At 33.8% G+C, this 13,694-nt stretch carries 10 protein-coding genes and 1 pseudogene; 7 read left to right on the forward strand and 4 right to left on the reverse strand.

Going from position 1 to position 13,694, the window contains the following annotated elements:
• Window positions 1-1,415 (forward strand): cystathionine beta-synthase (locus tag QZ260_RS11550; protein ID WP_295986389.1); only part of this gene is annotated, 1,415 nt, incomplete at its 5' end.
• 89 nt (window positions 1,416-1,504) lie between these two features.
• Here QZ260_RS11550 and QZ260_RS11555 read toward each other — a convergent pair.
• Together QZ260_RS11555 and katG are read right to left on the reverse strand one after the other, a co-directional pair.
• The gene (locus QZ260_RS11555) at window positions 1,505-2,032 is read right to left on the reverse strand and encodes an ankyrin repeat domain-containing protein (RefSeq protein WP_295986412.1); all 528 of its coding nucleotides are present in this window, start codon (window positions 2,030-2,032) and stop codon (window positions 1,505-1,507) included.
• A gap of 12 nt (window positions 2,033-2,044) precedes the next feature.
• A complete protein-coding gene (gene katG, locus QZ260_RS11560) occupies window positions 2,045-4,255 on the reverse strand; it encodes a catalase/peroxidase HPI (protein WP_295986392.1) in 2,211 nt (736 codons plus the stop codon).
• Between the two features lie 284 nt (window positions 4,256-4,539).
• On the opposite strand from katG, the gene tpx reads away from it, so the two are divergent.
• The 6 genes from tpx to ribB all read left to right on the forward strand — a co-directional run bounded on the left by tpx (window position 4,540) and on the right by ribB (window position 11,787).
• Window positions 4,540-5,037 (forward strand): thiol peroxidase, encoded by a 498-nt coding sequence (gene tpx, locus QZ260_RS11565; RefSeq protein ID WP_295986394.1) that lies wholly within the window; start codon window positions 4,540-4,542, stop codon window positions 5,035-5,037.
• A 1-nt stretch (window position 5,038) separates the two neighbouring features.
• Window positions 5,039-5,407, forward strand: coding sequence for a diacylglycerol kinase family protein (locus QZ260_RS11570; protein WP_295986397.1), 369 nt, complete (start codon window positions 5,039-5,041; stop codon window positions 5,405-5,407).
• A 203-nt stretch (window positions 5,408-5,610) separates the two neighbouring features.
• Window positions 5,611-7,992, forward strand: a complete 2,382-nt coding sequence (locus QZ260_RS11575; RefSeq protein ID WP_295986398.1) for a DNA translocase FtsK — start codon at window positions 5,611-5,613, stop codon at window positions 7,990-7,992.
• Window positions 7,993-8,004: 12 nt separating this feature from the next.
• Entirely contained in the window at window positions 8,005-8,640 is a 636-nt protein-coding gene (locus QZ260_RS11580; protein WP_295986402.1) for an outer membrane lipoprotein carrier protein LolA, read from the forward strand.
• An 8-nt stretch (window positions 8,641-8,648) separates the two neighbouring features.
• A complete protein-coding gene (locus tag QZ260_RS11585) occupies window positions 8,649-10,610 on the forward strand; it encodes an LptF/LptG family permease (protein WP_295986405.1) in 1,962 nt (653 codons plus the stop codon).
• A 16-nt stretch (window positions 10,611-10,626) separates the two neighbouring features.
• Window positions 10,627-11,787: a 3,4-dihydroxy-2-butanone-4-phosphate synthase gene (ribB, locus tag QZ260_RS11590; RefSeq protein WP_295986408.1), complete on the forward strand. Its 1,161-nt coding sequence runs from the start codon at window positions 10,627-10,629 to the stop codon at window positions 11,785-11,787.
• An 80-nt stretch (window positions 11,788-11,867) separates the two neighbouring features.
• Here the strand turns inward: ribB and QZ260_RS11595 are convergent, their stop codons facing one another.
• Both QZ260_RS11595 and QZ260_RS11600 read right to left on the reverse strand, forming a co-directional pair.
• Complete coding sequence (locus QZ260_RS11595) at window positions 11,868-13,400, reverse strand: family 16 glycosylhydrolase (RefSeq protein WP_295986410.1); 1,533 nt, start codon at window positions 13,398-13,400, stop codon at window positions 11,868-11,870.
• A 92-nt stretch (window positions 13,401-13,492) separates the two neighbouring features.
• A pseudogene (locus tag QZ260_RS11600) lies at window positions 13,493-13,694 on the reverse strand (L-glutamine--2-deoxy-scyllo-inosose aminotransferase KanB); the annotation flags it as partial.

A 13,694-nucleotide genomic window follows, 5' to 3' on the forward strand; every position in this document is an offset into this window, starting at 1 on the left:
ATTTGAAGCATGTTGAGAACCCTTCAGACATTTCCGAGTTTAATGGTAGTACCATTTTTATTTCACAACAAGATGAAGTTCGTCATTCAGATATCAATCCAAATATTGACTTTGTTATCAATCTTTACACTAAACTTGGAAGTGTTTTATTGGTGCATAGTGAACAAAATGAAAGTTATGTCTCAGAAATTCAACATGTTAGACGGAGAGAGACCATTGCAATGACGCCAGCCAATTGTCTTGCCGCTTTAAAGGCCCTGGTAGAAAAGTCTCCTCTTGATACTCAGAACAGTAATGGCGAGACCAACAAAACATTGGTCTTAGATTCAATTAAGGCTATTACTGGTGCACCTACAAAGCCACTTGTTGGTTCTAGCGGATTATCTATTCAATATGCCATTATGATGGGCCTAATTCACGATGCGCTAGAAAATCATAAAGGAAAGCCAATCAAATTTATTGTTCCTCCAAATTGTTATGGTGGCACAAATGACCAAGCAAGGCGCATTGCTGCTTGCATTGATAATGTTGAAGTTGTGGATTTACTTGTTGATGGTGATCATGATATGGTGCAAAGTATTGATGTCGTTTTAAATAAAATTGCATACGAAAATGCCATCCCATACATCATCGCTGAAATACCAACAAACCCGAGAGTTGAAGTACCGGATCTTATACAATTAAAAGAGGTTTTAAGTGCCGTACGTAAAACGAATAAAGGAGACATTGCTATTAATCCCGTATTTATTTTAGATCAAACATTTTGTCCTAATGTACATTTTTTAGGTGAAGGTGAAATCCTCTCAACAGTTAGGACCATATCCTATGCTAGTGGATCGAAATTTCCAAGTGGCGGGCTATGTACCGCTGGTTATTGTGTAGGAAATAAAAAAGTGGAAGGGCTGATGGATAAAATAGAAAAACATCTTATACTTTGCGATAACGAAGCTACTCATCTTCAAATGGAACTATTAGCCAAACAATTGCCTTCTATGAACCAGAGGATTCATGATGCCTATAAGAATACACGTGAATTTGTAAACTTCATCAATAAAACTTTACCAGAAGCTAAAATCAATTTTGTTTCAGAAGCATTAGCAAAACAAGGCTTTACCCCTTCCGTATTTTCATTAGATCTTCCTACTAAAGGACATACCGCTGAAGAAAAGGAATCTTATAAGAGAGCATTAAATCATAAATTAATCCATTTAATGATTACTAAAATCCCCAATGAAAGCAAGTACTGCGTGAGCTATGGGCAGTTAAAAGGATGCTATTGGACCATACCTGCAACATCTACTCAAGGAACGACTAAAGAAGGCGATAAAGATTATATAGCCCGTGTGGCACTTTCTCCTGATATGGATCTTGAGCTGCATAAAAAAGTCTTTTTAGATTTTGTTGGAACAATTTGAAAATTTGAACTTTCTGTTTTAAAAAAAATAGAATCACCATTTTACGGCTATGCTCCTGTAACAAGCCGTTAAACGACGTTGTTAAAACACTATTCCAAAAGTGCAACAAGGACTTCAAACCCCTTTTCCTTGGCATAATCAGAGGCCATTTTTTTATCATTATCCTTAATAGATAAATCTGCTTGATGCTTAAGCAATAACACAACCATTTTAGTTTGATTATACATGGACGCAAAAATTAGCGGTGTTATTCCAAGATTATTTTTTGCATTTATGTCTGCTCCATCTTTAATTAATAGAGCAGCCAAATCTGTGTTTCCTTTAAAAGCAACACCTATAAGTGCTGTATTTCCAGAACCATCTGTAGCATCTACTTCTGCATTATACTCAAGTAACTTTTCAACAATATCTTTCTTGTCAAAATAGGATGCAAAAATTAAAGGTGTAAACCCTCTCGCATCTTTCATGTTTACCAAATCTGAGTTTCGTTCTAGTTGGGCTTTAACATGTTCTATTTTACCAGATTGAATGGCACTAAAAAATAACTCCGTTTCGTTCATGATTTTATTGTCCAAAAGAAAAGGGACGAGTCTTTCGAAAGCGTCCCTTTTGCTAATTTAATATTAATCTTATTTTAAATCAAAACGATCTAAGTTCATCACTTTAGTCCAAGCTGAAACAAAATCGTTTACAAACTTTTCTTGTCCATCGTTAGCACCATAAACTTCAGCAACGGCACGAAGTTCTGTGTTAGAACCAAAAATTAAGTCGGCACGAGTACCTTTAAACTTCACTTCTCCTGTTTTACGATCGCGTCCTTCAAAAACACGATCATCACTAGTCGTGGCACTCCAAGTATATGTAAAATCTAAAATATTTGAAAAGAAATCATTGGTTAAGCTTTCTAGCTTATCTGTGAAAACCCCATAATCAGAACCATCATAATTTGCTCCCAATGCCCGTAAACCACCGACTAAAACAGTCATCTCAGGAATGGATAATGTTAACAAATTTGCACGATCTACCAATACATCTTCAGCAGCAACTTTTAATTTTGAATTCATATAATTTCTAAAGCCATCAGCTAAAGGTTCTAAGTAACCAAATGATTCTAAATCGGTTTGTTCTTGAGATGCGTCTCCTCTACCTTGGGCAAACGGAACAGACAGATGATGACCAGCATTTTTAGCAGCTTTTTCGACACCAGCTGTACCAGCCAAAACAATTAAATCTGCCATAGATATAGTTCCATCGAATTTATTTTGAATATCTTCTAGAACCTTAAGAACTTTATTTAATTCCACTGGGTTATTTACTTCCCAGCTGCGTTGTGGCTCTAAACACAAGCGACCTCCGTTAGCACCTCCTCGTTTGTCTGAACCTCTAAATGTTGATGCAGAAGCCCAAGCTGTAGTTACTAATTGAGAAACTGTTAGACCAGACCCTAAAACCATCTGTTTTAACGATGAGATATCTGAATCACTCAGTTTATAAGTAACTGCTGGAATTGGGTCTTGCCATAGTAATTGTTCTTTAGGTACTTCAGGTCCTAAATAACGATTAATTGGTCCCATATCACGATGCGTTAACTTATACCAAGCACGAGCAAAAGCATCCTCAAAATATTTATGGTCTTTATGAAAACGTTTCGATATTTCTAAATAGGTTGGATCCATTTTTAATGCCATATCTGCAGTAGACATCATTAAGGCTTGTTTACCATTAGCATCACCCGCTTTTGGAGCCATTTGAGCATTTGATGCTGCAGTTGGCGTCCATTGGTATGCACCAGCAGGACTCTTAGTTAATTCCCAATCATAATTTAATAGAACATCAAAGTACTCATCATCCCAACGTGTTGGATGTGGTGTCCACGCCCCTTCTAAACCACTAGTTATCGTATCATCTAAAACTCCTGTGCCAAACGTGTTTTTCCAACCTGTACTCATTTCTTCTATTGACGCTCCGTGAGGTTCTGGACCCACATATTCATCAGGATCAGCTGCACCATGCGCTTTTCCAAATGTATGTCCACCAGCAACTAAAGCGACAGTTTCTTCATCATTCATAGCCATTCGTCCAAAAGTAATTTTAATATCGTGTGCAGATTTTAATGGATCTGGCACGCCGTTAGGACCCTCAGGGTTTACATAAATCAATCCCATATGTACGGCTCCTAAATGACCCTCTAAATCACCATCACTTGTTTCGTAACGCTCGTCATTATCTAACCATCCTGTTTCACTTCCCCAATAAATATCTTGTTCTGGCTCCCAGACATCTTCGCGACCACCGGCAAATCCAAAGGTCGGAAATCCCATAGATTCCAAAGCACAGTTTCCAGCAAGAATCATTAAATCTGCCCAAGATATTTTATTTCCATATTTCTTTTTTACCGGCCATAACAACAATCGAGCCTTATCCAAATTCCCATTATCAGGCCAGCTATTTAAAGGTGCAAAACGCTGATTTCCAGTAGCCGCACCACCTCGACCATCACCAACCCTATAAGTTCCTGCACTATGCCACGCCATACGAATCATAAAACCTCCATAATGCCCATAATCTGCTGGCCACCAATCTTGTGAATCTGTCATTAAATCGATAACATCTTGTTTCAACGCAGCAAAATCAACACTATTAAACGCCTTGGCATAATCAAAATCCGCTCCCATAGGATCTGACTTTGTTGCATTCTGCCTAAGAATATTTAGCTTTAATTCATTAGGCCACCAATCTCTATTACTCGTTCCGCGGCCTGCTGTTTTCTTTTGATCTCCACTTAGAAACGGACATTGACTTGCGTCGCCGTTCATATTGTGTTTTCCGTTGTTATCCATTGTTATAGTTTTTACGTTTTAGTAAATTATTATTAGACATTTATCATGTACTAAAATTAAGAATTAAAAGACCTCAAATAACATGAGATACATTTTTTAAAATTATAATTAAATTGATAAAACTTATTATAAAATTTTATTCAATAGCTTAGAAAAATAATTAGACTGCTTCATCAAATGTAATGTCCTTAAAAAAATCTTTCGTTATTCTAACAAAATCGATAATTAATGAGATTAACCTATTAAATATTCCTATTTTAGATTTTCAAATAAAAAACAAAAAAATGGCAAACATAACATTGGGTGGAAACCCTGTAAAAACATCAGGGGAATTACCAACAGTAGGATCTCAAATTTTGGATTTTGAACTTGTAGCAACAGATTTATCTACGAAGACATTATCAAATTTTGAAGGAAGTAAACTTATACTAAATATATTTCCTAGCGTTAACACAGGTGTATGTGCAGCATCTACAAGACAATTTAATACAGAAGCAAGTACATTAGAGAACACAAAAGTTTTATGTGTTTCAAGAGATTTACCATTCGCCCAAGATCAATTTTGTGCCGCTGAAGGATTAGAAAACGTCATCATGCTATCTGATTTTAAAACAGGGAAATTTGGAAAAGACTATGGTGTTATTATGATTAATGGTGCTTTTGATGGGTTATTATCACGTTCGGTAATCGTTACTGACGACTCTGGAAAAGTACTGTATACGGAACAAGTTTCTGAAACTGGAGACGAACCAAATTACAAAGCCGCTTTAGAAGCGCTTTAGAATGCCTAAAAAAGAATCATTAATAATAAACCGATTGAAAAGCGTAGGGTATGCTTTTAAAGGCGCATACTTACTTTTAAAAACTGAAGCCAGTATAAAAATTCAGTTCGTCATAGCTATTATAGTAACACTCGCCGGGTTTTATTATAACATTTCTTCAAATGAATGGATTGCTCAAGTTTTGGCTATCGGAATGGTAATGAGCATCGAAGGGATTAACACCGCCATTGAAGAAATGGCCAACTTTATTCACCCTGAGCGTCATAATAAAATAGGTCTAATTAAAGATATTGCTGCAGGGGCTGTTTTTATAGCCTCTTTATTTGCAAGTATTATTGGTCTAATTATTTACTTGCCAAAGGTTTTTTGAAATACAAGAGTATATATAATTTAATTAAAAAAATCTCGATTTTTATAGAGGTTAACTCAAGTAAATATTTTAAACGGATTGCTTTGGCAATTTTTTAAAATAAAGTTTCGTTAACGTTAGTAATTTGTATTTTTGTTGCATTGCTACAATCACTCTATAACAATCTCATTTTAAAGAATGAATCTTTAAACAACCAAACGTTAATGGCCAAAAGCAAAACTAAAAGAGCACCTAGAAGAAAATTAAAATCGTTAAATTTTAAGTTATCTAGCCCACATAAGTTGGTATTAGGAAGTTTTCTTGTGATTACTGGTTTGTTGCTTTTTATTGCGTTTGTTTCCTTCCTATTTACAGGTGAAGCAGACCAAAGTACATTAGCTGATTTCGCCTCTCGAGAGATTAAAACTCAAAACTGGCTTAGTAAATCTGGTGCGTGGTTAAGCGATTTTTTTATTCAACGTGGTTTTGGTGTTGCATCCTTTATATTTTCTGGATTAGTCTTTTTATCTGGTATTTATGTTTTAATGAATATCAACAAATCAAAACTTAGAAGACATTGGTTTTGGGGCATCTTTATTATCATTTGGCTATCTGTTCTTTTAGGATTCTTTGGAAACAAAAATGATATTCTTGGTGGTACTGTTGGTTTTGAAATCAATAATTTTCTTCAAGATTACATTGGTAAAATAGGGACTCTACTCCTACTTTTATTTGGATTGATAACCTATTTAGCTATTCGTTTTAAGTTGACTTTCGAGAGCTTTACACGTGTTTTTAAGTCTGCTAAAAAAGATTTTGAAGATGACCTTTCAGAATTTAATAAAGATAGTATTGTCTCCTTTGACAACAGTTTATCTGATGAAGCTGAAGCTATAAAATCAGCTCATGAAATTTCATTAAAAACTAAAAAACCAGAATCTAAACCGACTAGTAATGCAAAAATAGAATCTGCTCCTTTGGAAGTAAAAATACCTGAACCAGAAATTGAAGAAGAGCCTGAACTTGAAATAAAAGTTGAAGCTGTTAAGGAAGAAATATCGGAAACAGACAATCTAGCGAATAAATTAGTTGAAGATTTCGGACAGTTTGACCCGACTTTAGAACTCGCAAAATATCAATTCCCCACACTTGATTTATTAAAGAAATATGATACTGAAGGTATAACCATTAATCAAGAGGAATTAGAAGAAAACAAAAACAAAATTGTTGATACTTTAAGTAATTATAAAATTGGTATTGCCAGTATAAAGGCGACTATAGGACCAACAGTTACACTTTATGAAATTGTACCTGATGCTGGTGTTCGTATTTCAAAAATTAAAAATTTAGAAGATGATATAGCCTTATCGCTTTCGGCTTTAGGGATTAGAATTATAGCTCCAATTCCTGGAAAAGGGACTATTGGTATTGAAGTGCCCAACAAAAATGCTACCATCGTTTCGATGCGTTCTGTGATTTCATCAAAGAAATTTCAAAGCTCAGAAATGCAATTACCTATTGCTTTGGGTAAAACAATTAGCAACGAAACTTTTGTAGTAGATTTAGCCAAAATGCCACATTTGCTTATGGCAGGTGCTACTGGCCAAGGAAAATCTGTCGGTTTAAATGCGGTTTTAACATCATTACTTTACAAAAAACATCCGGCTGAAGTAAAATTTGTTTTAGTTGACCCAAAAAAGGTAGAATTAACACTTTTTAATAAGATTGAACGTCACTATTTAGCAAAACTTCCAGATAGTGAAGAAGCTATAATCACAGATAATACAAAGGTTATCAATACACTAAATTCACTTTGTATTGAAATGGATAACCGTTATGAGCTTCTAAAAAATGCATTTTGTAGAAATATAACTGAATACAATGCGAAATTTAAAGCTAGAAAATTAAATCCTAATGATGGACATCAATTCCTACCATACATTGTTTTGGTTGTTGATGAGTTTGCAGATTTAATTATGACTGCAGGTAAAGAGGTTGAAACTCCTATTGCACGTTTAGCGCAATTAGCACGTGCCATTGGTATTCATTTGATTATCGCAACACAAAGACCGTCTGTGAATGTAATTACTGGTATTATAAAAGCAAATTTCCCTGCACGTATAGCTTTTAGAGTAACTTCTAAAATTGATTCGCGTACCATTTTAGATGGCTCTGGAGCCGACCAACTTATTGGGCGTGGTGATATGCTTTACACACAAGGGAACGAATTAATACGTGTACAATGTGCTTTTGTAGACACACCTGAAGTAGAGAGAATCACAGATTATATTGGTTCTCAAAAAGCGTATCCTGATGCTTATTTACTCCCAGAGTATGTTGGTGAAGAAAGTGGCACAAGTCTTGATGTAGACATCTCAGATAGAGACAAACTATTTAAAGATGCAGCAATAGTTATTGTAACGGCACAACAAGGTTCGGCATCATTATTACAACGAAAGCTAAAATTGGGCTATAATAGAGCTGGCAGATTGATTGATCAGTTAGAAGCAGCAGGAATAGTTGGTAATTTTGAAGGTAGTAAAGCAAGACAAGTTTTAGTTCCAGATTTAACGGCCTTAGATAAACTTTTAGAAGACGAAATATAATTAACAAGAAAAATGAAAAAAATCTTAATCTTATTTGTAATCACAGTTTCTGTTAACGCTTTGGCTCAAAACAAGGCGAACACCTTATTGAATGAAGTTTCAGAGAAGGTAAAAAGTTATGATAATATTTCATTAGACTTTAAATACACTTTGGAAAATACTTCAGAAAACATAAAACAAGAAACCAAAGGCGATGTTGTGATGCAAGGTGATAAATACAGATTAAATATTCTTGGTGTCACTCGTTTATTTGATGGACAGACACTATACGCTATAAGTGCTGAAGATGAAGAAGTTACCATATCATCAGATAATGATGATGAAAATGATGCCATTACTCCTAGTAAAATGTTGTCTTTTTATGAAGACGGATACTCTTATAGTTTAGATATAACACAAAACATAAACGGTAGAAAAATTCAATATGTAAAATTAACACCAATCGATTCTAATTCAGAAATAAAGAATCTTCTATTGGGGATCGACGCACAAACGAAACATATTTATAACTTAATTCAACTTGGTAAAAACGGCACAAAAACGACGCTTGTTGTTAATTCTTTTAAAACAAATGCCCCTTTATCAAAAACCTTATTTACCTTTGATGCCAATAAATACAAAGATTATTACATCAATAAATTAGATTAGGTTCACGTTTGAAAATACTAGACCGTTACATACTAACCACATACCTTAAAACTTTTCTCAGCGTGTTTGTTATACTCATGCTGATATTTGTTTTACAAACTATTTGGCTTTACATAAAAGAGTTGGCCGGTAAAGACTTAGATATCATGGTGATTATTAAGTTTTTGATGTACTTTATGCCTAAACTTATCCCTCTAGTTTTGCCACTTACCATCCTTCTAGCTTCTATTATGGTGTTTGGTAATTTTGCCGAAAATTATGAGTTTGCCGCCATGAAATCCACAGGTATTTCGTTGCAACGTGCCATGTCTGGTCTTAGTGTTTTTATTGTTGGCTTAGGTATTTTAACCTTTTTCTTTTCAAATAATATCATTCCATGGGCAGAACTTAATTCTTATAATTTAAGAAGAAACATCGCGAAAATTAAACCTGCTATGTTACTCGCAGAAGGACAATTTAACTCTGTCGGCACATACAATATTAAGTTCGCAGAGAAATATGGGGATCGTGATCAATTTCTAAAAGATGTAACCATTCATTTAAAAGGAAATGATGGTAGAACTAACGCCACAGTTATCAAATCTAAAACTGGAGAGCTTGCTAGTGATGAAGATTCTAATGTTTTAAAACTTATTTTAAGTGATGGTCATTACTATAGCGATTTCCTGCCTAAAGATAGAAAAGCTAGGAATAGAAAACCATTTGCAAAAAGTACTTTCGAAACAAAAATCATAAATATTGATTTATCAAAAATTAATAATGTTGATTTTGACGAGCAGTCTCAAACTAATAAATACAATATGTTGGACATTGGTGGTTTGAACAAGACCATTGATTCACTAGTTATTAAATATAATAACGAACATGAAACCTTTTCTAAAACTTTACAATTAAGATCTGGTCTTGACAAGAAGCAATTAGCATACAAAACAGCTACTGACTCTAGCTATACAGGACCCGTTTTGGAACTTTTTAACACAAAAAGGAGCATTGAAATGGTTGATTTAACCCTTAAATCGATGACTAGCTCAAAACAACTTATTGTCTCCAAAGACAATACGATGAAAAACTCAAGGGCATGGCTTAACAGACATGTTATTTCACTACATGAGAAATTTGCTTTAGGTTTTGCTTGTGTTATATTGTTTTTTGTTGGCGCTCCGCTAGGTGCTTTAATTCGCAAAGGTGGTTTAGGTTTACCTATGGTAATCGCCATTCTTCTGTTTCTAACCTATCATTTCATTGGAATTTTCGCAACAAATAGCGCAAAAAACGGAGGTTTTAACCCAATAATAGCGCCTTGGTTTTCAACTTTAGTCATGTTTCCTCTAGGGCTTTTCTTAACTAAAAGAGCTACTGCAGATAGAGGTTTATTTGAATTTGGAAATGTTTTAGAACCTTTAAAGAAGGCTTTAAAAATCAAAGAAAAAAATAGTATCGATTATAAATTTTTATTGGATCATGAAAATGATGAACTGCTAGATGTTATCAATAATTATGATACACTTGGTCATCAAGAAGACATAAGATATCACGCTATACAACTTCTAAATTCAAGAGGAGTACAAACTGATGAACTCAGAAATAATGGTGTACATATCAGTGAAACTTATGACACTTCCGAGGCTATAAAAAAGAACTATAATGAACATTCAAAATTTGCTATAGTTCTCTATACAATTAGTTTGATATTGTTAGTCTTATTCTTTGTTCTTAAAAATAATAAGTTACCATCTGTAGCAACCCCTTCAATACAACTAAGTTTTGTTGCATTAGTATTATTCATTATTTACTATCTCAAATCGATTATTAATATGTTTCAGTTTTATAATCATATCAACAAAAACCATAAAAAACCCAATATATTACGTTTAATAATTGGGCTTCCTTTTTATTTCATTAGTCATCTATTTTTGAATGAGAAAATGAAAGGCGACTTAAAAGTAAATTGTTTAGAATCTTTAAAATAAGCCATATCTTTGTACTATGATGGCGCATACTATGACACAAAAAGTAAAACAAGAGTTTAAGCTTAATACGATACACGAAGCTATTGACGACATTAGAAACGGAAAAATCATTATTGTCGTTGATGATGAAAACCGTGAAAATGAAGGTGATTTTTTAGCTGCTGCCGATAAGGTAACTCCAGAAATGATAAACTTTATGGCAACTCATGGTAGAGGGCTTATTTGTGCACCATTAACTGAGAATAGATGTAAAGAATTAGAACTAAACATGATGGTTCGTAATAACACTGACCCTTTGGAAACGGCCTTTACTGTGTCGGTAGATTTAAGAGGAAACGGTGTTACCACAGGTATTTCAGCAAGCGATAGAGCGAAAACAGTACAAGCTTTAATCAATAACGACACAAAACCCTTCGATTTAGCAAGACCTGGTCATATTTTTCCATTAGTTGCAAAAGAGGGTGGTGTTTTACGACGCACGGGACATACCGAGGCTGCTATTGATTTTGCAAGATTAGCTGGATTACAACCTGCCGGAGTGATTGTAGAAATCATGAATGAAGATGGAACTATGGCGCGTTTACCTCAGCTTTTTAAAGTAGCAAAAAAGCTTGATTTAAAAATTGTATCCATAGAAGATTTAGTAGCATATAGAATGCAACACGATTCTTTAATTGAGAAAAAAGAAGATTTTCAAATCGAAACACGCTTTGGAAGTTTTAGATTAAGAGCCTACAAGCAAACTACAAATAAACAAGTGCATATTGCTTTAACTAAAGGCCAATGGAAAGATGATGAAGAGGTCCTTACAAGAATTAATTCTACGTTATTTAATAATGACGTTTTAGGTACACTTACCAATAATGCAGATAAGCAATTGGACGATATGTTTAAAGTAATAGATGACGCTGGTAAAGGTGCTATATTATTTATCAATCAAGAATCGCAATCTATGAACATTTTGAGTAGACTGTCTTTTTTAAAGGAACATCAAACATCTAATAAAGTAGCCAGAGCACCTAGAATTAATATGGATAATAGAGATTTTGGTATTGGAGCCCAAATTCTACATGATTTAAATATTCATAAACTCAAATTGATTTCAAACACAGAACAAACTAAGCGTGTTGGATTAATTGGTTACGGTTTAGAAATTGTTGAGTACGTTAAATATTAAATTCAGAACATCTATAAATTAAAAAAACTCAGAATATAATTAAATTCTGAGTTTTTTTGTTCGATTTAAGATATGCAGCATTATTTGACTATTATCTTCTTTACTGTTCTAAAATCATCAGAATATATATTTAACAAATACATTCCAGGTTTTAGGTTATTTAACTTTATTGATTTAGTAGAATTTGTTTCTTTTAGAATGGACTTCCCTAAAAAATCATAAAGTTCTAACTTATCAATATTTAAATCAGTCTGTATATTAATTTCTGAGCTCGCAGGATTAGGATACACTTTAAATGAATTTGCTAGTAAATCTTTGGTGTTTAAGGTATTATTTTGATAGATTCTTACATAATCAATAACCATAGGGCTTTGTGTAAATCCTGAATCTATAGTGCCTGCAATACCACCCATAGCAATGTTTAACAAAATGTATTGGTCTTTTGAAAATGGCCATGTACTAGAATTTTTAGTTGATGGGTTATAAGTATAAAACGCTATACCATCTACTAAAAACGTAATTTGATTAGGAGACCAATTAACAGAATATACATGCCAATTTACTGCAACATCACTAATTTGCTGAGAGCGATAATTCACAGTAGCTCCTGAGCTTGAAGGCGTATGCAAAGCGCTTGATGTATGGTTTACTGCCCCTAAACCATGCTCCATAATATCAATCTCTCCACATGCTGGCCAACCTGTTGTACCAAAACCTTGAGTCTGCCAATATGCTCCACTTTCACTAATGTTTTTTCCTAAAGTCCAAATAGCAGGCCAAGTCCCATTCCCACTTGGTAATTTTGCTTTAACATCTACTCTTCCATAAGTAAATGCAAATTTAGAGTTTAACCTTGCAGAAGTATATTGCTTCGTACGTCCTTGATCTGTAAAGGGTTCCTTTATGGCAACAATATTTAAAAATCCGTTATCTACAAAAGAGTTTTCTATTCGGTTAGTATAATGTTGTTCTTCTCCATTAAACCAGCTACCGCCTGCTGGTAATTGCGTTTGGTGAAACCAATTGGTTGAATTAATAGCTCCATTTGTATCAAACTCATCTGCCCAAACTAAATCGGTATAAACGACATCAAGTTCATTAGGATCTGTAGGTATAGAACCATCGTCAATGTCGTCAATTAAAAAAGTACCAGGAGTGGTACTTCCATCATCTATTCTAATAGCTATCCTATTATATTTACCGATACCACCAATAGTTGAAAAATCGTAAGTTAATTCAGTCCAACTATTCCGAGAGGACACAGTTGCTCCTAATTCAATATTTGGATTTCCTCCATTCTCTAACTTTAATATTATTGTATGCGAATTAGGATCAAACGCGTAAAACATTAATGTTATGGTATTTTCGACATCTAAGTCAATAGGTCTTGTTAAATCTATGTAATGCCCTTGTTCTGAAGGAGAATTTGAACGATTAAACTGTCCTACATTATTATTTGAGTCTGATGGGGATGGGACAGTTGCAAATGTACTTCCACCCCAAAAACTAAAATTATCTGAACCATCAGAAAAATCTATTGGCATTTGTTGAGAAAACGATAATTGAAAAACTAATAAAAATGCAGTAAGGGGTATGGTAAATTTGTTATTCATAAAATGTAAGTTATATTATTTAACAAATATACTTTTTAATCATCCTTAATGATGAAATACAAACCTATACAAAACCTATACATTTTTATCTTTTAGACGGTTTCTCTAATTATTTGGCTCATTTTATTGGCTCTTTCACGAACTTCATCCTCTGTCCAAGAGAGTTTTATTAAACAAGATATATTTCTGGCGATGTAATGATCTGATTCTGAATAGTCTCTAGTTTTAAGATCTTCTAAACCTTTTTTCACTTCTGTGGAAATTGGATATAATGATTTTAATTCTTTTAAATGA

It is taken from the genome of uncultured Algibacter sp. (genome assembly GCF_905480415.1).
Classification (GTDB): Bacteria; Bacteroidota; Bacteroidia; order Flavobacteriales; family Flavobacteriaceae; genus Algibacter_B.

What these genes read in the sequence shown, in the direction of transcription:
- QZ260_RS11595 (WP_295986410.1), bottom strand. Translation starts at nt 13,400, where the DNA reads ATGAATAACAAATTTACCATACCCCTTACTGCATTTTTATTAGTTTTT.
- ribB (WP_295986408.1), top strand. Translation starts at nt 10,627, where the DNA reads ATGATGGCGCATACTATGACACAAAAAGTAAAACAAGAGTTTAAGCTT.
- QZ260_RS11575 (WP_295986398.1), top strand. Translation starts at nt 5,611, where the DNA reads ATGGCCAAAAGCAAAACTAAAAGAGCACCTAGAAGAAAATTAAAATCG.
- QZ260_RS11570 (WP_295986397.1), top strand. Translation starts at nt 5,039, where the DNA reads ATGCCTAAAAAAGAATCATTAATAATAAACCGATTGAAAAGCGTAGGG.
- katG (WP_295986392.1), bottom strand. Translation starts at nt 4,255, where the DNA reads ATGGATAACAACGGAAAACACAATATGAACGGCGACGCAAGTCAATGT.
- tpx (WP_295986394.1), top strand. Translation starts at nt 4,540, where the DNA reads ATGGCAAACATAACATTGGGTGGAAACCCTGTAAAAACATCAGGGGAA.
- QZ260_RS11580 (WP_295986402.1), top strand. Translation starts at nt 8,005, where the DNA reads ATGAAAAAAATCTTAATCTTATTTGTAATCACAGTTTCTGTTAACGCT.